Source organism: Roseateles sp. Mitsp63, from assembly GCF_059491535.1.
The window spans coordinates 1,287,476-1,305,661 of the sequence record NZ_CP168509.1; the positions used below are offsets into that span (position 1 = coordinate 1,287,476).

The following is an 18,186-nucleotide window of genomic DNA, read 5'->3' on the forward strand; positions in this document are numbered from 1 at the left end:
AGACTGCGCCCCATGCCCACGGCGTTCGAACATCCCGAGGATCAGGCCCAGTACCGCCGCCCCGCGCATCGCGCGGGCGTCGAGCTGTACCACGCCCACATCCTGCGCCACAGCTTCGAGCCGCACACGCACGAGGCCTACGGCCTGGGCGCGATCACCGACGGCGTCGGCCGCTTCCGCTGGCGCGGCGGCGAGCACCTCGCCCCGCGCGCCACGCTGATGCTGATGAACCCCGAGGACATCCACACCGGCGAGGCCGCCACCGCCGACGCGTGGAGCTACCGGATGGTCTACCTCGACGAGGCGCTGCTGGCGGAGCTCCACGGCGGACCGGCCTGGCGCTTCGACGCGGCGGTCGCGCATGACGCGGCGTCGGCCACGCGCGCGGCGGCGCTGATCGCCGCGCTCTGGCGCGCCCAGGAGCCGCTGGCCTTCGACAGCGCGCTGCTGGAACTCGTCCAGGGCCTGAGCCGCCATGCCCATCGCGCGCCGGTGCGCCCCGACGGCGGCGCGCCGCGCTTCGCGCCGGTGATCGAGCACATGCGGGCCCATCTCGGCGAGTCGCTGGACACCGGCCGCCTGGCCGCCGTCGCGGGCCTGAGCCCCTTCCACTTCCTGCGCAGCTTCAAGGCCCAGCACCACGCGACGCCGCAGCAGGCGTTGATGGCGCTGCGGCTGAACGAGGCCAAGCGCCAGCTCGCCGCGGGCCAGGCGCCGGCGATGGTCGCGGCCGCCGTGGGACTCGCCGACCAGGCGCACCTGACGCGCTCGTTCGCGCGCCGCTACGGCGTCACGCCCGCGCGCTACCAGCAGCAACTGGGTACAAGACGCCGGGCCTGACGCGGCGCGACACTGCGCCATGTTGTCCGGATTCCTGTTCGCGCTCGCCGCCGGCCTGATGTGGGGCCTGGTGTTCGTCACGCCGCTGCTGCTGCCCGACTACCCGCCCGCCATGCTGATGGCCGGCCGCTACCTGGCCTTCGGCCTGCTGGCGCTGCCGCTGGCGCTGATCGACCGCCGCGAGCTGGGGCGGCTCACGCGCGCCGACTGGCTCGACGCGGTGAAGCTCAGCGCCATCGGCAACTTCCTCTACTACCTGACGCTGGCTGGCGCCATCCAGCGCGCCGGCGGACCGCTGCCGACGATGATCATCGGCACGCTGCCGGTCGTGATCGCGATCTGCTCCAACCACCGCAACGCGGCGCGCGACGGCCATTACCGCTGGCGCGGCCTGGCCCCGGCGCTGCTGCTGATCGCGGCCGGCATCGGCTGCGTGAATCAGGTCGAGCAGGCCGGGCTCGCGCCGCAGGCGATGGGCCGCTACCTGCAGGGCGCGGGACTGGCGCTCATCGCGCTGGCCTGCTGGACCTGGTATCCGATCCGCAATGCCGACTGGCTGCGCGACCACGCCGGCCGCAGCCCGCGCGCCTGGGCGACCGCGCAGGGTCTGGTGACGCTGCCGATGGCCTCGCTCGCGTTCGCGGTGCTGGCGCTCGCCGACGGCGCCGGCTGGCCGCTGCTGCCCGCCGGCTTCGACTTCCCCGCCGGTCCGCGGCCGTGGCCGTTCATCGGGCTGATGGCGGCGGTGGGACTGTTCGCGTCCTGGCTCGGCACGCTGTGCTGGAACGAGGCCAGCCAGCGCCTGCCCACCGCGCTGGTCGGCCAGTTGATCGTCTTCGAGACGCTGGCCGCGCTGGCCTACGCGCAGCTGCATCGCGGCCAGTGGCCGCCGCTGCTTGGCGCCGCGGGCGTGGCGCTGCTGGTCGGCGGCATCTGCTGGGCCCTGCGCCTCAAGCCGGTGCCGCCGACGCGGGAACGGCAACTGCCCGCGTCGTCGGCATGAATTTTTTTCCTGACGACCCCATCCGCCGCGCGCTGCTCCGGCGCGCTTCTTCCTGGTCGGCGCTTTGCGCGGCGTCGGCGGCCGCGGGCGGCTGGCTGCCGGTGTTCGCCCAAGAGGCGCGGGAGGCGCGGGAGGCGCGGGAAGCGCGGGAGGGGCCCGAGAACGGCGTCCAGCAAGGGCAATGGCGCGATCAGTCCCGCCTGCGCGACATCCCCTGGCGGCTGCGCCTGCCTGAAGGCGACCGGCCCGTCCCGCTGGTGGTCTTCTCGCACGGGCTGGGCGGGAGCCTCGACGGCGGGACCGAATGGGCGCGCGCCTGGGCCGAGGCCGGCATCGCGACCCTGCATCTGCAGCATCCCGGCAGCGACCGCGCGATCTGGCGCGGCGGGCTGCCGGCGGTGAAGGCGGCGGCCAGCGTCGAGCAGTTGATCGATCGCGGCCACGACGTGCAGTTCGCCGTCGAGCAGGTGCTGAAGTTGCAGAAGGAACGCCAGGGCGCGTGGGCCCGCGTGCGGCCGGACGCGCTCGGCATGTCGGGCCATTCCTTCGGCGCGCAGACGACGCTGGCCGCGGCCGGCCGCGATTTCCAGGTGCGCAGCGCGCCCGACCTGACGGTGTCCAGTTTCAAGGCCTTCGCGGCCTTCAGCCCGTCGGCGGGGCATTTCCCCGGCAGCATCAAGAGCATCACGCGTCCGATGCTGTGCCTCACCGGCAGCCTCGACGGCAATCCGCTCGGCCAGGAGCGCGATGGCCGCTACCGCCGCGCCGTCTACGACGCGCTGCCCGCCGGCGCCAAGGCGCAGCTGTGGCTGGAGGGCGCCGATCACATGAGCTTCGGCGGCGGCGGCGAGCGGGGCGCGGGTTTCGGCCAGCGCCTGCTGGGCCGTGAACGCGAACGCGCGCCCGAGAAGCTCGCCGCGCATCACGAGGCGCTCATCAAGTCGATCACGACGGACTGGTGGCGCTGGCGGCTGCTCGACGACGAGGGGGCGATCACCCGGCTGAAATCGCCCAAGGGTCTGAATCCCGACGACGAGTGGCTGCAGGGCTGATCCCGCCGCGCGCCTAGGCGGCGAGTTCGTCGCTGCCGGGGCTCATCAGCAGCGTCCTGGCCAGCGCGCCGATCCGGCGCAGCGCCTGGGGATGCTCCGGCCCCCACTGGCCGCCCACGCCCAGCCGGACGCAATGCCGGAAGCGCGGGCTGGCGGAGAACATCAATCCCGGGGCGATCACGATCTGTTCGGCCAGGCAGGCCTCGTAGAGCTGCGCCGCATCGAGCGACTCCGGCAGCTCCACCCACAGGATGAAGCCGCCGGCCGGGTCCGACACCCGCGTGCCCTTGGGGAAGCTCTCCGCGATCAGCCGCCGCGCCTGGTCCACCCGCGCCGCGATCGTCGCCCGCATCTGGCGCAGCGCCGCGCCGCCGCCGGCCTGCGTCAGCAGGTCGGCCAGCGCCAGCTCCAGCACGCCGGACTGCGCGCCCGACTGCACCGCCTTGGTCTGGCGCAACACCCGGCCCCAGCGGCCCGCCTCGACCCAGCCCATGCGCAGGCCCGGAGCGATCGTCTTTGAGAACGAGCCGCAGATCATCACGTGACCGGTCGTGTCGAAGGACTTCACCGCGCGGCGCTTGTCCTCCTGCTCGGCCAGGTCGTTGTAGAGCACGTCCTCGATCAGCGGGACGTCGTGGCGCGCCAGCATCGCGGCCAGCCGCCGGCGCTCGGGCACCGGCAGGCTGGCGCCGAGCGGGTTCGACAGCGTCGGCACCATCAGCACCGCCTTGACCTGCTGCGTCTCGAACGCCAGCTGCAACGCGTCCAGCGACATGCCGTGCCGCGGGTGCGTGGGAATCTCCAGCGCGCGCAGGTGCAGGCTCTGCAGGATCTCGAGAAAGCCGTAGTACGTCGGCGATTCCAGCGCCACCACGTCGCCGGGCTTGCACACGACGCGCAGGCACAGGCTGATGGCCTCCAGGCAGCTGTTGGTGATGACCACCTCGTCCGGGTCCAGCACGCAGTCCAGGGCCAGCGCGTGCCGCGCGATCGCGCGGCGCGCCTCCTCCATGCCGGGACCGATCGGATAGGTGCACAGCAGCTCGCGATGCCGCATCACGGCGCGCGCCATCGCGCGGCGCACGCGGTCCTGGTCGAACAGCTCCGGCCCCGGACAGGCCGCGCCGAAGGAGACGAAGGCCGGGTCCTGCGACAGCGCCATCACCTGCTCGCCCAGATGGTCCAGCTCCACCATGCGCGAGGCGGCGTCGGGCCGCGAGACCTTGGGCTCGGGCAGCCGCGGCGGGCGTGCCGCGACGAAGTAGCCCGAGCGCGGCCGGGCCTCGATCAGCCGCGCGTCCTCGAGCCAGCGGTAGGCCTGCACCGCCGTCGACAGCGAGACGCCGTGCTGGCCCGCGAGCTCGCGCACCGAGGGCAGCCGTTCGCCGCGCTTCAAGGTGCCCGCGCGGATGGACCGGGCCATCCGGTCGGCAAGTTGCATGTACAGCGGTAACAGCGGCGTGTCCATGCGCTGATTCTGTGTGTTGTCACTCGCAGCCAACCAATACAGATCGGCGGGAAGCCGGCCAGCACAGGCGATGCGCGTGCGTCTGCTGTACGCGCCACCTTGACCGGCGCCTGTGGATGGAGCGCCGCACAGCCGCTTTCTATCGTTGGGGCCATGCAACCGCTGCGCCTCCTCCCCACGCCGTTCCGGCTGCGGCTTTCGCCCGCGCCGGCCTTCGTTCCTCCCGCGTCCGGGCCGGACGCCGTGGTGCTGCCGACCGATGGGCGCCCGATCGCCCTGCGCGTGCGTCGTCCGGTGCGGCTGCGGGTGTTCGGCGGCCGCGCCTGGATCACCCGCGACGGGCATCCGGACGATCACTGGCTCGTCCCCGGTCAGACGCTGGACCTCCCGGCGCCGCCGCGATGGGGCGGGTGGCGGATCGTCGTCAGTGGCGAGGGCGCGTCACTCGTCACCCTGAAGGCGGAATCGCTCGGCTGAGATCACCGCTCATGGGTGGTTTGCCGCTATAACTCGCCCCTCGAAGAGGTCGGGTGACCCCCTGAAGGGGTGAGCCGACCACACAGAAGACCGGGGACGAGGTCCCCTCGAGAGGGAGTAGCGATGAATCGATCCGCGATGGTGCGGGTGACGCGTCTGGCCGTGGCCAGCGCTGTCGCCGCGATGGTGCTGGCCGCCTGTGGCGGCGGTGGTGGCTCGGCGGGCGCGCCGGTGGTGGGCACCAATGGCAACAGCGGCAGCGGGGGCGGGAACACGGGCGGCGGGAACAGCGGCGGGAACAGCGGCGGTAATGCGTCGATCCAGCCCAGTTCGACCTACGCCCAGCAGTGCGCGCCGGGCAATCCCGAGGCCACGGCCAATCTGCGCGGCGGGTCGCTGACGTCGGAGAAGAACTGGATCCGCGCCTACTTCGACGAGGCCTATCTCTGGCGCGAGGACGTGCCGGCGCTGAATGCGTCGGCCGCGGCCTACAGCGGCAGCGATGTCGCCGTCGCGCTGAACAACTACTTCAGCGACCTGAAGTCGCAGCAGACGACGCCCAGCGGCAAGCGCAAGGACCAGTTCAGCTTCATGCTCAGCACGCGCGAGTGGAACGCGCTGTCGCAGGGCGGCGTCGAACTGGGCTACGGGATCGACTGGCGGATGGCGTCGCCGACGCCGCCGCGCGGCCTGCGCGTGCAGTTCGTCGAGCCCGGCAGCGCGGCCGACCGCGCCGGCGTCCGCCGCGGCGACACGCTGGTGTCCGTCGACGGCGCCGCCGCCGACGCCGGCGACGCGGCCGGCGTGGATGCGCTCAACGCGGGCCTGTTTCCGCAGACGGCGGGCTCCACCCACCGCTTCGTGCTGAGCACGGCCGGCGGCGCGACCCGCAACGTCTCGCTGACGGCCGGCGACGTCACCAAGACGCCGGTGCCGACCTCGCAGGTGCTGACCGGCGCCGATGGCGCGAAGGTCGGCTACATGGTCTTCAACGACCACATCCTGCCGGCCGAGGCGCAGTTGATCACGGCGATGCAGGGCTTCCGTGCCAGCAACGTCACCGACCTGATCGTCGACCTGCGCTACAACGGCGGCGGCTACCTGTTCATCGCCAGCGAGCTGGCCTACATGATCGCGGGCAGCGGGCCGACCTCGGGCAAGACCTTCGAGCAGCTGCGCTACAACAGCCGCCGCTCCGCCGAGACGAGCAGCGACGATGCGAAGACGCCGTTCTACGACACTTCGTCGACCAAGCAGCCGCTGCCGGCGCTGAACCTCAAGCGCGTGTTCGTGCTGGCGCAGTCGGGCACCTGCTCGGCCAGCGAGGCGCTGATCAACGGCCTGCGCGGCGTGGACGTCGAGGTCATCCTGATCGGCGGCACCACCTGCGGCAAGCCCTATGGCTTCACCGCCAAGGACAACTGCGGCTACAGCTACTTCCCGATCGAGTTCGTCGGCACCAACAACAAGGGCTTCGGCGACTACGCCGACGGCTTCGTGCCGGCCGGCGCGGGCGCGACCGGCATCAAGGGCTGCGCGGTGCCGGATGACCTGGAGCATGCGCTGGGCGATTCGGGCGAGGGCATGCTGTCCGCGGCGATGCAGTACCGCGCGAGCGGCATCTGCCCGGTGGCGCGCGGCTCGGAGAGCGGCGGCATGGCGCGCGCGACCGCCGCGCGGGCCGCCGGCGCCCAGGCCGTGGCGCTCAAGCTGGGAACGCTCGAGGCGCGCAGCAACCGCATCCTCGGCGGCCGGAACTGAGCGGCGCGCCCTACTGCGCGTAACGCTTGGTGCGCAGGTTGCGCTTGATCTCCTGCAGCATCGGCCGCAGGTTCTCGCCCAGGCGCAGCGCGACGCCGGTGGTGAGCACGTCCACCACGATCAGGTGCAGCAGCCGCGAGACCATCGGGCTGTAGCGGTCGTAGTCCTCCGGGTGGTCGACGGCCAGCAGCACCTGGCCCGGCAACTGTCCCATCTGCGCCAGCGGCGAGCCGCTGGCGGTGATGATGATGGTCGTCGCGCCCTTCTTGCGGGCGATCTCGGCGGCGTCCATCAGGTCGCGGCTGCGGCCCGAGTTGGAGATGATCACCGCGCAGTCGCCGGGGCCGAGCATGGTCGCGCTCATCAGCTGCACATGGCCGTCGGCGCAGGCGAAGGTGTTGGCGCCGAGCCGGAAGAACTTGTGCTGCGCATCCTGCGCCACGATGCCGGAATTGCCCACGCCGTAGAACTCGATGCGCTGGCGCTGGCGCGCGGTCTCGGAGAGCGCGGTGATCGCGCGCTCGAACGCGTGGCTGGCGGCGTCGTTGCGGTAGTGCAGCAGCGCCGCGACCGCGTTGTCCACCACCTTGACGATCAGGTCGCCGGGCTTGTCGTCCTCGTCGACGGCGCGGTGCACGAAGGGCACGCCCTCGTTGACGCTGCCGGCCAGCTTGAGCTTGAAGTCGGCCAGGCCGTCGTAGCCCACGCTGCGGCAGAAGCGCACGACGGTGGGCTTGCTCACGTGCGAGCGGTCGGCGAGCTCGCTCACCGGCAGGTTCGCGAACGAGCGCGGATCCGACAGCAGCAGCTTGGCGACCCGCTGCTCCGCCGGCGGCAGTGCCGGCAGCGCGGCCTTGATGCGTTCGAGCATGCTCATCGCGTCAGCATTCCTCGATCCACGAGTGGCCGTCGCGCGCCACCAGCGCGCTCGAGGCCGGCGGGCCCCAGCTGCCGGCGACGTAGGTGCGCGGTCCGGTGCTGTCCTGCTTCCAGAAATTGAGGATGGGCTCGACCCAGCGCCAGGCCTGTTCCTGCTCGTCGCTGCGCACGAACAGGTTCAGTCGGCCGGCGATCGCGTCCAGCAGCAGCCGCTCGTAGGCGCCCACGCGCGTGTGGGCGAAGGCCTTGTCGAAGTCCAGGTCCAGCGAGACCGGGCTCAGCGCCTCGTTGCTGGAGCCGCCCTTGTTGGCCATCAGCTGGAGTTCCAGGCCATCCTCGGGCTGCAGCTTGATGATCAGCCGGTTGGGGCAGCTGCTGCCCGGGAAGATCGGATGCGGCACCGGACGGAAGTTGATGACGATCTGCGCGTCGCGCGCCGCCAGCCGCTTGCCGGTGCGCAGGTAGAAGGGCACGCCGGCCCAGCGCCAGTTCTGGATCTCGGTCTTGAGCGCGACGAAGGTCTCGGTGTGGCTGCCGGCGGGGATCTTGCCCTCGTCGAGGTAGCCCGGCACCTGCTTGCCATCGACGCTGCCGGCGCGGTACTGGCCGCGCACCACGTCGCGGGCGACGCTCTCGGCCGTGAAGGGCTTGAGCGCGCGCAGCACCTTGAGCTTCTCGTCGCGGATCGCGTCGGCGTCGTTGGAGGAGGGCGCCTCCATCGCGATCATCGTCAGCAGTTGCAGCGCATGGTTCTGGATCATGTCGCGCAGCGCGCCGGTGCCGTCGTAGAACGGTCCGCGGGTGCCGACGCCCAGGCCCTCGGCCAGCGTGATCTGGATGTTGGCGATGCTTTCGCGGCGCCACAGCGGCTCGAACAGCGCGTTGCCGAAGCGCAGCGCCATCAGGTTCTGCACCGAGGGCTTGCCCAGGTAATGGTCGATGCGGAAGGCCTGCGTCTCGGCGAACACCGAGCGCACCACGCGGTTGATCTCCTGCGCGCTGGCCAGGTCGTGGCCCAGCGGCTTCTCCAGCACCACGCGCACGTTCTCGCCATTCAGGCCGGCGGCGCCGAGCTGCTGGCAGATCTGCGTGAACAGGTGGGGGCTGGTGGCCAGGTAGAGCACCACCGTGTCGGCATTGCGCTCGCCCAGCCATTCCTTCAGCCGCGCGTAATGGTCCGGCTGCGAGAGGTCCATGCGGCGGTAGTGCACCAGCTCGGAGAAGCGGGCGAACTCCTCGTCGTTGGGCCGCTTGCCGGCCTCGACCTCCTGGAAGCGCTCCTTGAGCCACTCGCGGTAGCGCTCGTCGGACTGGTCGTCGCGCGCGACGGCCAGGATGCGGCCGCCCTCGGGCAGCTTGCCGTGGCGGAACGCCTGGAAGAGCGCGGGCATCAGCTTGCGCCAGGTCAGGTCACCGGTGCCACCAAAGAAGACGAGATCGAAGGACATGAGCGCGGCGCCCGCATCCGGGCGTAAGAGTTGTTGGCGATGTCTTGATGTAACGAAGTTACCGGAATTATGATGCCCCAGTTTCTTGGGCCGGTCAACGTGCCACCCGGCATCCGGACCGCTCGGCACGAGCGGGTCTAATACGGGGTTTCCCGCCTGCGGCAAAGCCGATTCCTTCACCTCCGCCACGCACATGAACCAGCTCGACCAACTGAAGGCCTTCACCACCGTCGTCGCCGATACCGGCAACTTCAAGCAACTGGCGCAGTTCACGCCGCGCGACGCGACGACCAACCCGTCGCTGATCCTCAAGGCGGTGCAGTCGCCCGATTACGCCCATCTGCTGGAGGACACCGTCGCCGCCAGCAAGACCGATGCGCTGGACCTGATCGTGGACAAGGTGCTGGTGGCCTTCGGCCTGGAGATCCTGAAGGTCGTGCCGGGCCGCGTGTCGACCGAGGTCGATGCGCGCCTGAGCTTCGACACCGTGGCGACGCTGGCGCGCGCGCGCCGCCTGATCCAGATGTACGAGGACGCCGGCATCGGCCGCGAACGCGTGCTGATCAAGGTCGCCTCGACCTGGGAAGGCATCCAGGCCGCGCGCGAGCTGGAGCTGGAGGGCATCCGCACCAACCTGACGCTGCTGTTCTCGTTCTGCCAGGCGGTGGCCTGCGGCGAGAACGGCATCCAGCTGATCTCGCCCTTCGTCGGCCGGATCTACGACTGGTACAAGAAGTCCGCCGGCGCGAGCTGGGACGAAGCCGCCAACGCCGGTGTCAACGACCCGGGCGTGAAGTCGGTGACCGCGATCTACAACTACTTCAAGAAGCACGGCATCAAGACCGAGGTCATGGGCGCCAGCTTCCGCAACATCGGCCAGATCCAGGCGCTCGCCGGCTGCGACCTGCTGACGATCAGCCCCGACCTGCTGGCCCAGTTGCAGGCCAGCGAGGCGCCGCTGACGCACGCGCTGGACGCCGGCGCGGCCAAGGCGCTGGATTTGCCCAAGGTCTCCTTCAACGAGGCGGCGTTCCGCTTCGCCCTCAACCAGGACGCCATGGCCACCGAGAAGCTGGCCGAAGGCATCCGCCTGTTTGCCGCCGACGCCGGCAAGCTGGACCAGATGATCGAAAGCCTGCGATGACCGAGTTCCCGCGTTGCGACCGCAGCCCGACCTGGGCGGCCCTGCACACCCATTTCCAGCAATCCGGCCGCGCGTTCGACGTGCGCCAAGCCTTCGCCGCGGATCCGGAGCGCTTCGCCGCCTGGTCGCTGCAGGCGCCGGAGGTGTTCGCGGACCTGTCGAAGAACCGCATCGACGCCCGCGCGCTGGAACTGTTGCTGCAACTGGCCCGGGACGTGCAGCTGCCGGCGCAGCGCGAGGCGCTGTTCAACGGCGAGCCGATCAACGCGACCGAGGGCCGCGCCGTGCTGCACACGGCGCTGCGCGCGCCGCCCGGGCAGGGGCCGTTCTCCGGCGAGGTGCAGGAGGCGCTCGCGCGCATGCTGGCCTTCGCCGACCGCGTTCGTGACCGGGCCAGCAGCGGCATCACCGATGTCGTGCACATCGGCATCGGAGGTTCGGATCTCGGACCGGCCATGGTGGTGCAAGCGCTGCAGTCCTATGTGCCGTCGGGCTTGAAGCTGCACTTCGTCTCCAACGTCGACGGACACGACCTGGCCCCGGTGCTGCGCGGCCTCGATCCGAAGACGACGCAGTTCATCGTTGCGTCCAAGACCTTCACGACGCAAGAGACGCTGGCCAACGCGATGGCCGCGAAGGCCTGGTTCCTGCACAGCGGTGGCACCGACATCGCGCGGCACTTTGCCGCTACGACCAGCAATGCGAAGGCCGCGGCCGAGTTCGGCATCGACACCACCTTCGGCTTCTGGGACTGGGTGGGCGGGCGTTATTCGCTGTGGTCGGTGATCGGCCTGCCGATCGCGATCGCCGTGGGCTCGGACCAGTTCCGCGCGCTGCTGGCCGGCGCCCATGCGATGGACCGCCACTTCCGCGAGGCGCCCCTGGAACGCAACCTGCCGGTGCTGCTGGGCCTGCTGGACGTCTGGTACCGCAACTTCCACGGTTTCGGCAGCCGCTCGGTGGCGCCGTACCACCAGGGTCTGCGCCGGCTGCCCGCCTACCTCCAGCAGCTGGAGATGGAGAGCAACGGCAAGGGCGTCGACCGCGAGGGCCGTCCGCTGGATTTCGGCACCAGCCCCGTCGTCTGGGGCGAGGCCGGCACCAATGGCCAGCACGCCTACTTCCAGATGCTGCACCAGGGCACCGACGTGATCCCGGTCGAGTTCATCGCGGTGAAGACGCCCAACTTCGGCGATCACGTGCGGGGCGAACTGCTGGACAAGCTCAAGGATCAGCACGTCAAGCTGCTCGCGAACTGCCTGGCGCAGTCGCAGGCGCTGATGCAGGGCAAGACCGCCGAAGCCGCGCGCGCCGAGTCGGCGCCGACGGCATCGAAGGACCTCGATCCCGAGGTGCTCGCCCGCCATCGCAGCTTCCCGGGCAACCGCCCGAGCACGACGCTGCTGCTGGATGCGCTGACGCCGTCCTCGCTGGGCGCGCTGATCGCGCTGTACGAGCACCGCGTGTTCGTCAGCGGCGCCGTGTGGAACATCAACAGCTTCGACCAGTGGGGCGTGGAACTCGGCAAGGCGCTGTGCAACAGCCTGCTCCCGCGGTTGACCAGCGGCGATGCCTCGGGCCTGGACGCGTCCACCGCCGGGCTGCTCGCCAAGGTGCGCGGCTGATCCCCTTCTCCCCCAGCAGTAGAGATTCCCACAGATGAAGATCGTGTTCGACTTCGGCGCGGTGCTGTTCCACTGGCATCCGCCGAGTTTCCTGGCCCGCGTCTGGGCCCACCGCGTCCCCGACGAGATCGAGGGCGCCGAAATCGCCAAGCATTTCTTCCAGGCCTACAGCGGCGACTGGGGGGCTTTCGACCAGGGGCTGATCGACGCGCCGACGACCGCCGACCGCATCCATGCCCGCACCGGCTGGCCGCGCGAGGAGATCGTGGCGGTGATGGAGGCGGTGCCGTCGGAGCTCAAGCTGATCGAGGGCACGGCCGCGCTGATCCGCGACCTGAAGGCGCAGGGGCACACACTGCACTTCCTGTCCAACATGCCGGAGCCATACGCGGACTACCTCGAGCAGACCTTCCCGCTGAAGGACTGGTTCGTGTCGGGCGTGTTCTCGGGCCGGGTGAAGCAGTCCAAGCCGTCGAAGGCCATCTTCGACCTGGCGCTCGAACAGTTCGGCGCGAAGGCGCACGAGCTGCTGTTCCTCGACGACCATCCGGCCAACATCGCTGCCGCCAAGGAACTCGGGTGGCAGACCCACCTGTTCACGACGCCCGAGCTCGCTCGCCAGGATCTGGTGCGGCGCGAGTTGCTGCCCACGTGAGACGCTCAATGAAGAACCGGCCCCAGGGCCGGTTGCTTCATTTGGTGGCGTCGTCCTCGTCGACGGTGGTCGGCGGCGCGGCCACGCGGAAGGACTCGTCGGACCAGTGGCCCAGATCGATCTGACGGCAGCGCTCGCTGCAGAACGGGCGCCAGACGTTGGCGGGCGAGAACAGGCTGTCGCCGCCGCAGGTCGGGCAGGGGACGATGCGCGGCGCCGGGGCGGCGGGAATGAATCGCTCGGTCATGACGGTACGGCTGTCAGGAACACAGGGTGAGTTCGAAGGTGGCGTCGACCGGCGCCGGTTTCAAGCGCCCGTCCTCGTCCTGGCGCATCAGCCGGATCGACACCATCAGCCGGTGGCCGCTGATCTCCGGGACCAGCCCGAGGCTGGGATCGATGCGCATGCGCAGCAGCTGGAAGCTGCGTCCGGGCGGCAGGCTCTGCTGGTACTGGCCGGCGTGCGCGGCCACCTTGTGCGGTGAGCCGCTGTCGCGCAGCAGGCCCAGCAGCACGTTGAGCGCCTCGGCCATCGGCATCAGCGTCTGCGCCCACTGCATCAGGTCATTGCGCCGCCGCACCGGCAGCAGCTGCTGCCAGGCGTAGTACGCGGGAAGATCGAATTCGCAGGTGCCGCCAGGAATCGAGATCCGGCTGCGGATGCTCATCAGCCATTCATTGGTCGTGAGCGCGTGGCCCGCCTTGCCGGGCAGCTGGTTGAGCTTGTCGAACGCGGCGTCGATGCGGCCGACCACCTCGTCCAGCACCGCCTCCGAGACCGCCGGGTTGCCCCGGTAGCCGTTGAACTGGGTGCGATGCCGCTCCAGTTCCTTGAGCAGATCCGCTTTCAAGTCGGCGCGCGACGCGACGTCCATCACTTCGAAGATGGTGGCGAGCGCGTAGTGGTGATCCAGCGCGGTGTCTCGCGCCATCAGCTGTCCCAGCCGATCGAACAGGTGTTCGAGCCTGAGCATCGTGCGGATGCTCTCGTTGAACGGATATTCGTAGAGGACCAAGTCGACCATCCCTTTGCGGCAAGCGGCCATTGTTCCACAGCGCGCCGGCGCATCACCCCGATGGGGCAAGGGGTGGTCAGAACAGGGGACTGGCGAGCAGGTTCCTGACTTCGTCGTGGAGTTCAGGCAGCGTGAGTCCCTCGTTATGGATGACCGCGTCGGCGGCCGCGCGCCGCTGAGTGCGCGTGGCCTGCTGGTCGAGGATCGCCCGCACGGCCGCCTCGCTCAGGCCCGACCGGGCCATGACGCGCGCGATCTGCGTCTCCTCGCGGCAGTCCACGACCAGGACGCGGTCCACCAGACGGCGCCAGCGGCCGGATTCCACCAGCAGCGGCACGTCGAACACCACCCGCTGGCCGGGCGTCGCGAGCGCCGCCTGGCGCGCCGTCTCGGCGCCGATCATCGGGTGCAGGATGGCTTCAAGCGCCTGCTTGGCCCCGGCGTCCCGGAAGGCCAGCTCGCGCATCGCGGCGCGGTCCAGGGCGCCGCCGGCGGTGACGAAGGCGGCGCCGAAGCGCGCCTCGATCGCCGCCATCGCCGCGCCCCCGGGGAGGGTCAGGGCGCGCGAGATCGCATCGGTGTCCACCAGCAGCGCGCCACCGAACTCGACCAGCGCCGCCGCGACGGTGCTCTTGCCGCTGCCGATGCCGCCGGTCAGGCCGATGCGCACGGTCAAGGGTCCGCGAAAACGTTCAGACCGGCTGCAGGCCGAGCCAGGCGGCGACCCGCGAGGTCCCGATCAGCAGCACCGCCAGGCCGCCTCCGGCGAGGAAGGGGCCGAAGGGCACGTAGCGGCCTTCGCGCAGGCCGCCGGTCATCTTCAGGCCGATGCCGACGCAGGCGCCGATCAGCGAGGCGCACAGGGCCACGGGCAGCACCATCTGCCAGCCGAGCCAGGCGCCCAGGGCGGCCAGCAGCTTGAAATCGCCGTAGCCCATGCCTTCCTTGCCGGTCGCGAGCTTGAAGGCCCAATAGATGCTCCACAGCGCGAGATAGCCCACCACCGCGCCGATCAGCGCCTCCTGCAGCGAGACCGGGATCCATTGGGCATAGGCGGCGATCAGGCCGGCCCAGAGCAGGGGCTGATTGATGCTGTCGGGCAGCAGCGTCGTGTCCCAGTCGATGCCGGCCAGCGCCACCAGCGCCGCGGCGAATCCGCAGTACAGCAGCGTCGCCGGCTGCGCGCCGAATCGCCATGCGACGCCGGCGAACAGCAGGCCGGTCAGCAATTCGACGAAGGGGTAGCGCTTGGAGATCGGCGCCTTGCACGAGGCGCACTTGCCGCCCAGCCGCAGCCAGCCCAGGACCGGCAGGTTCTCATGCCAGCGCAGACCGTGACCGCAATGCGGGCAGCGGGACGCCGGGCGGACCAGCGAGAACGCCGGCAGCCGGTCGAGCGCCTGGCGCAGCGGCACGGCGGAGGCGGCCAGCTGCTGGGCCTGGGCCGCGTCGAGCCCGGCGTGCGTGCGCAGGTCTTCCTCCTGCGACAACTGGTCGGCGCAGTCGGACAGCCAGGTCCGCTGCAGCATCACCGGCAACCGGTAGATCACCACGTTCAGGAAGCTGCCCACGCACAGGCCGATGAGGCCTAGGTACGCGGGCGAGAGCAGGGCTTCCAGCAGAGGCCGGTCCAGCACTTAGACCACCGCGCCCAGCTTGAAGATCGGCAGGTACATCGAGACCACGATGCCGCCGATGATGGTGCCGAGGAAGACGATGATCAGCGGCTCCATCAGGCTGGACAGCGCCTTCACCGCGTCGTCCACCTCTTCTTCGTAGAAGTCGGCCGCCTTGCCGAGCATGTGATCCAGCGAGCCGGATTCCTCGCCGATCGACGACATCTGCAGCACCATGATCGGGAAGATGCCGGTGGTCTGCATCGACGTGGTCAGCGAGGCGCCGGTCGACACGTCGCGCTGGATCTTCTCCGTCGCCTCGACGAAGACCGCGTTGCCCGAGGCGCCACCGACGGAGTCGAGCGCCTCGACCAGCGGCACGCCCGCGGCGAACATCGTTGCCAGCGTGCGCGTCCAGCGGGCCACCGCCGACTTGTAGATCAGCTGACCAAAGATGGGGATCTTCAGCAGCAGCCGGTCCATGAACTTCTGCATCTTCTCCGAGCGCTTCCAGCTCTGGAAGAAGAAGTACAGGCCGCCGCCGATGACGCCGAAGATCAGCCACCAGTACGCGACGAAGATCTCCGACATGGCCATCACGAACAGCGTGGGGGCCGGCAGGTCCGCGCCGAAGGACTTGAACACGTCCTTGAAGGCCGGGATGACGAAGATCATGATCACGGCCGTCACGACGAAGGCCACGACCATCACCGCGATCGGATACGTCAGCGCGGACTTGATCTTGCCCTTCAGCGCGACGGTCTTTTCCTGGTAGATCGCCAGGCGGTCCAGCAGCGCTTCCAGGATGCCGCCCTGCTCGCCGGCCTCGACCAGGTTGCAGTACAGCGCGTCGAAGTAGAGAGGATGCTTGCGGAAGGCGGCCGACAGCGAGGTGCCGGTCTCGACGTCCTGGCGGATGTCGGTCAGCAGCTTGGTCAGGCGCGGATTCGGCGATCCCCGGGCCACGATGTCGAAGGCCTGCAGCAACGGCACGCCGGCGCGCATCATCGTCGCCAGCTGGCGCGTGAAGACGGCGATGTCTTTCTGCTTGATGGACTTGCCGCCCGAACTGCGGCGCTTCTTGACCTTCGTGACCAGGATGCCCTGCCGGCGCAGGGAGGCGCTGATGACGGCTTCGCCGCCGGCGCGCATCTCACCGCGGACGATCTTGCCGTTGCGGTCCTTGCCTTCCCATTCGAAGACGAATTCCTTGATGCCCTTGGTAGAGCTCCTGCCGCTCGCGGTGGTCGTTGCCATATCACCTCCTGCCGTCGCGCCGGTTGACCGGCGCTCCCAATCTTTGACTCGTTTGAACGGTCCCGGTGGCCCGAAGCCAGACGCACGAACGCGGCGCCCGCGAGCGCCGCGTCATGTGCCTGGCCTCATTCGTTGGTGGCCGCCAGCACCTCTTCCAGTGTCGTGACGCCCGCCCGGACCTTCACCAGCCCCGACTGCCGCAGGTCGCGCACGCCATCCGCGCGGGCCTGCTCGGCAATGTCCATGGCCGTTCCCTCGGACAGGATGATCCGCTGGATTGCCTCGCTGATGGGCATCACTTGGTAAAGGCCGACACGTCCCCGATAACCATTGTTGCAACTTGAGCAGCCAACGGCGCGGTAAGGCTTCCAGCTGCCATCCAGGTCGCTCTCCACGAAACCGGCGCGCAGCAGCGCGTCGCGTGGATAGTCGGCCGGCGCCTTGCAGTTCTCGCACAGCCGCCGCGCCAGGCGCTGGGCGGTGATCAGCAGCACGCTCGAGGCGATGTTGAACGGGGCCACGCCCATGTTCAGCAAGCGCGTGAGCGTGGTCGGCGCGTCGTTGGTGTGCAGCGTCGACATCACCATGTGGCCGGTCTGCGCGGCCTTGATGGCGATGTCGGCGGTGTCCAGGTCCCGGATTTCGCCGACCATGATGATGTCGGGATCCTGGCGCAGGAAGGCCTTCAGCGCCGCCGCGAAGGTCAGCCCCGCCTTGTCGTTGACGTTGACCTGGTTGATGCCGGGCAGGTTGATTTCCGCCGGGTCCTCGACGGTCGAGATGTTGGTGCCGGGCTGGTTCAGGATGTTGAGGCAGGTGTACAGCGACACCGTCTTGCCCGAGCCCGTGGGGCCGGTCACCAGGATCATCCCGTAGGGCCGGTGGATGCATTGCAGCAGCCGTTCCTTCTCGATCTTCTCGTAGCCGAGCGCCTCGATGCCGAGCTTGGCCGAGGAAGGATCCAGGATACGGATCACGATCTTCTCGCCGAACAGCGTCGGCAGCGTGGACACCCGGAAGTCGATCGCCTTGGAACCGAACTTCAGCTTCATCCGGCCGTCCTGGGGGATGCGCTTCTCGGAAATGTCCAGCCGCGAGATGACCTTGATCCGCGACGAGAGCTTGTCCTTGATCGCGATCGGCGGCTGCGTGATCTCGCGCAGCTCACCGTCGACGCGGAAGCGCACGCGGTAGTGGTACTCGAAGGGCTCGAAGTGCAGGTCGGACGCCCGCATGTTGATCGCGTCCACGAGCATCTTCTGGAGGAAGCGCACGACCGGCGCGTCCTCCACGTCGGTGATCTCCTGCGTGTCCTCGGGAGGCGGCGCCTCGTCCTCGGCGATGTCGAAGTCGAAGTCCTCGCCGGAGATCGCCTCCAGCGCTTCCGCCGCCGAGGCCGCCGAGATGCCGAGCAGTTTCACCAGCTTGTCGTGCTCGACGATGATCCATTCCGGGGTCAGCTGGGTCGCGAACTTGATGCGTTCGACGACTTCCTGTTCGGTCGGATCGGCGCCGCCGATGAACAGCCGGTTGCCCCGGCGCGCCAGGACCACGACTTGGTACTGCGCGGCGAGCTTGGCATCGATGATGTTCTGCGGGAGCTTGTGCGCATCGACCGCGTTCAGGTCCAGCAGCGGCAGCGCCAGCGCGTGCGACAGCGTGTGGGCCAGGTCGGTCGGCGACACGCCGCCGGACCCGATGACGGCGTTGACGAAGCTGGTCTTCTTCTCCCGGGCGAGCTTGACCAGGTCCTCGGCGGCCTGTGGCTTGAGCTTGCCGGCGTGCACCAGCACGCGCGCAACGCCGGACAGGGCGGACTGAGGAGGTTCGGCCAATGTGGTGTCCACGGATATCGCCATCGGGGTTGGTCTTGCCGTACGCCGGCAGGGAGCCGGGAGGAACCCCTCACTGTACCCCCACGGATGGAGGGGACGAGGCGGGGTCG

The 18,186-nt window shown here is 69.6% G+C and carries 17 protein-coding genes; 8 read left to right on the top strand and 9 right to left on the bottom strand.

The window, feature by feature from the left end; translation table 11 throughout:
- Nucleotides 1-12: 12 nt before the first annotated feature.
- Genes ACEN96_RS05515 through ACEN96_RS05525 form a run of 3 tightly spaced genes read left to right on the top strand, consistent with a single transcriptional unit; the run spans nucleotide 13 to nucleotide 2,895 of the window.
- Complete coding sequence (locus ACEN96_RS05515) at nucleotides 13-840, top strand: AraC family transcriptional regulator (protein WP_495587050.1); 828 nt, start codon at nucleotides 13-15, stop codon at nucleotides 838-840.
- 19 nt (nucleotides 841-859) lie between these two features.
- Complete coding sequence (locus tag ACEN96_RS05520) at nucleotides 860-1,843, top strand: DMT family transporter (protein WP_495587051.1); 984 nt, start codon at nucleotides 860-862, stop codon at nucleotides 1,841-1,843.
- Nucleotides 1,840-2,895 carry an alpha/beta hydrolase family protein gene (locus tag ACEN96_RS05525; RefSeq protein WP_495587052.1) on the top strand — a complete coding sequence of 352 codons (1,056 nt, stop codon included), beginning with the start codon at nucleotides 1,840-1,842 and terminating at the stop codon, nucleotides 2,893-2,895. The genes ACEN96_RS05520 and ACEN96_RS05525 overlap by 4 nt, the downstream gene beginning before the upstream one ends.
- Nucleotides 2,896-2,908: 13 nt before the next feature.
- Here the strand turns inward: ACEN96_RS05525 and ACEN96_RS05530 are convergent, their stop codons facing one another.
- Nucleotides 2,909-4,363: an aminotransferase-like domain-containing protein gene (locus ACEN96_RS05530; protein WP_495587053.1), complete on the bottom strand. Its 1,455-nt coding sequence runs from the start codon at nucleotides 4,361-4,363 to the stop codon at nucleotides 2,909-2,911.
- Between the two features lie 153 nt (nucleotides 4,364-4,516).
- On the opposite strand from ACEN96_RS05530, the gene ACEN96_RS05535 reads away from it, so the two are divergent.
- Entirely contained in the window at nucleotides 4,517-4,840 is a 324-nt protein-coding gene (locus ACEN96_RS05535) for a DUF2917 domain-containing protein (RefSeq protein WP_495587054.1), read from the top strand.
- 123 nt (nucleotides 4,841-4,963) lie between these two features.
- Nucleotides 4,964-6,601: a S41 family peptidase gene (locus ACEN96_RS05540; RefSeq protein ID WP_495587055.1), complete on the top strand. Its 1,638-nt coding sequence runs from the start codon at nucleotides 4,964-4,966 to the stop codon at nucleotides 6,599-6,601.
- A 10-nt stretch (nucleotides 6,602-6,611) separates the two neighbouring features.
- On the opposite strand, the gene ACEN96_RS05545 is transcribed toward ACEN96_RS05540, so the two are convergent.
- Nucleotides 6,612-7,472 carry a MurR/RpiR family transcriptional regulator gene (locus ACEN96_RS05545; protein ID WP_495588556.1) on the bottom strand — a complete coding sequence of 287 codons (861 nt, stop codon included), beginning with the start codon at nucleotides 7,470-7,472 and terminating at the stop codon, nucleotides 6,612-6,614.
- 10 nt (nucleotides 7,473-7,482) lie between these two features.
- Nucleotides 7,483-8,928, bottom strand: a complete 1,446-nt coding sequence (gene zwf, locus ACEN96_RS05550) for a glucose-6-phosphate dehydrogenase (protein WP_495587056.1) — start codon at nucleotides 8,926-8,928, stop codon at nucleotides 7,483-7,485.
- 193 nt (nucleotides 8,929-9,121) lie between these two features.
- Between zwf and tal the strand changes: the two genes are divergently transcribed.
- From tal to ACEN96_RS05565, 3 genes are read left to right on the top strand one after another with little or no spacing between them, the layout of a single operon-like run.
- Nucleotides 9,122-10,072, top strand: a complete 951-nt coding sequence (gene tal, locus ACEN96_RS05555; RefSeq protein WP_495587057.1) for a transaldolase — start codon at nucleotides 9,122-9,124, stop codon at nucleotides 10,070-10,072.
- Entirely contained in the window at nucleotides 10,069-11,697 is a 1,629-nt protein-coding gene (pgi, locus tag ACEN96_RS05560) for a glucose-6-phosphate isomerase (RefSeq protein ID WP_495587058.1), read from the top strand. Before tal ends, pgi begins: the two co-directional genes overlap by 4 nt.
- A 34-nt stretch (nucleotides 11,698-11,731) precedes the next feature.
- Complete coding sequence (locus ACEN96_RS05565; protein WP_495587059.1) at nucleotides 11,732-12,352, top strand: HAD family hydrolase; 621 nt, start codon at nucleotides 11,732-11,734, stop codon at nucleotides 12,350-12,352.
- A 37-nt stretch (nucleotides 12,353-12,389) separates the two neighbouring features.
- Here ACEN96_RS05565 and ACEN96_RS05570 read toward each other — a convergent pair whose 3' ends face one another.
- The 6 genes from ACEN96_RS05570 to pilB all read right to left on the bottom strand — a co-directional run bounded on the left by ACEN96_RS05570 (nucleotide 12,390) and on the right by pilB (nucleotide 18,100).
- Complete coding sequence (locus ACEN96_RS05570; protein WP_495587060.1) at nucleotides 12,390-12,599, bottom strand: DNA gyrase inhibitor YacG; 210 nt, start codon at nucleotides 12,597-12,599, stop codon at nucleotides 12,390-12,392.
- A gap of 13 nt (nucleotides 12,600-12,612) precedes the next feature.
- The gene (gene zapD, locus ACEN96_RS05575) at nucleotides 12,613-13,368 is read right to left on the bottom strand and encodes a cell division protein ZapD (protein WP_495587061.1); all 756 of its coding nucleotides are present in this window, start codon (nucleotides 13,366-13,368) and stop codon (nucleotides 12,613-12,615) included.
- A 76-nt stretch (nucleotides 13,369-13,444) separates the two neighbouring features.
- Nucleotides 13,445-14,044 carry a dephospho-CoA kinase gene (gene coaE / locus ACEN96_RS05580; RefSeq protein ID WP_495587062.1) on the bottom strand — a complete coding sequence of 200 codons (600 nt, stop codon included), beginning with the start codon at nucleotides 14,042-14,044 and terminating at the stop codon, nucleotides 13,445-13,447.
- Nucleotides 14,045-14,060: 16 nt separating this feature from the next.
- A complete protein-coding gene (locus ACEN96_RS05585; protein ID WP_495587063.1) occupies nucleotides 14,061-15,005 on the bottom strand; it encodes a prepilin peptidase in 945 nt (314 codons plus the stop codon).
- A complete protein-coding gene (locus ACEN96_RS05590) occupies nucleotides 15,006-16,241 on the bottom strand; it encodes a type II secretion system F family protein (RefSeq protein WP_495587064.1) in 1,236 nt (411 codons plus the stop codon).
- Nucleotides 16,242-16,366: 125 nt separating this feature from the next.
- On the bottom strand, nucleotides 16,367-18,100 hold the full coding sequence (gene pilB / locus ACEN96_RS05595) for a type IV-A pilus assembly ATPase PilB (protein WP_495587065.1): 1,734 nt from the start codon (nucleotides 18,098-18,100) through the stop codon (nucleotides 16,367-16,369).
- Nucleotides 18,101-18,186: the final 86 nt, after the last annotated feature.

Excerpts from the sequence above, each read along its gene's own strand:
- ACEN96_RS05590 (WP_495587064.1), bottom strand. The coding sequence starts at position 16,241 with ATGGCAACGACCACCGCGAGCGGCAGGAGCTCTACCAAGGGCATCAAG.
- tal (WP_495587057.1), top strand. The coding sequence starts at position 9,122 with ATGAACCAGCTCGACCAACTGAAGGCCTTCACCACCGTCGTCGCCGAT.
- ACEN96_RS05545 (WP_495588556.1), bottom strand. The coding sequence starts at position 7,472 with ATGCTCGAACGCATCAAGGCCGCGCTGCCGGCACTGCCGCCGGCGGAG.
- ACEN96_RS05565 (WP_495587059.1), top strand. The coding sequence starts at position 11,732 with ATGAAGATCGTGTTCGACTTCGGCGCGGTGCTGTTCCACTGGCATCCG.
- pilB (WP_495587065.1), bottom strand. The coding sequence starts at position 18,100 with ATGGCGATATCCGTGGACACCACATTGGCCGAACCTCCTCAGTCCGCC.
- ACEN96_RS05520 (WP_495587051.1), top strand. The coding sequence starts at position 860 with ATGTTGTCCGGATTCCTGTTCGCGCTCGCCGCCGGCCTGATGTGGGGC.
- ACEN96_RS05570 (WP_495587060.1), bottom strand. The coding sequence starts at position 12,599 with ATGACCGAGCGATTCATTCCCGCCGCCCCGGCGCCGCGCATCGTCCCC.
- zwf (WP_495587056.1), bottom strand. The coding sequence starts at position 8,928 with ATGTCCTTCGATCTCGTCTTCTTTGGTGGCACCGGTGACCTGACCTGG.
- ACEN96_RS05540 (WP_495587055.1), top strand. The coding sequence starts at position 4,964 with ATGAATCGATCCGCGATGGTGCGGGTGACGCGTCTGGCCGTGGCCAGC.
- ACEN96_RS05525 (WP_495587052.1), top strand. The coding sequence starts at position 1,840 with ATGAATTTTTTTCCTGACGACCCCATCCGCCGCGCGCTGCTCCGGCGC.
- ACEN96_RS05530 (WP_495587053.1), bottom strand. The coding sequence starts at position 4,363 with ATGGACACGCCGCTGTTACCGCTGTACATGCAACTTGCCGACCGGATG.
- ACEN96_RS05515 (WP_495587050.1), top strand. The coding sequence starts at position 13 with ATGCCCACGGCGTTCGAACATCCCGAGGATCAGGCCCAGTACCGCCGC.
- ACEN96_RS05535 (WP_495587054.1), top strand. The coding sequence starts at position 4,517 with ATGCAACCGCTGCGCCTCCTCCCCACGCCGTTCCGGCTGCGGCTTTCG.
- pgi (WP_495587058.1), top strand. The coding sequence starts at position 10,069 with ATGACCGAGTTCCCGCGTTGCGACCGCAGCCCGACCTGGGCGGCCCTG.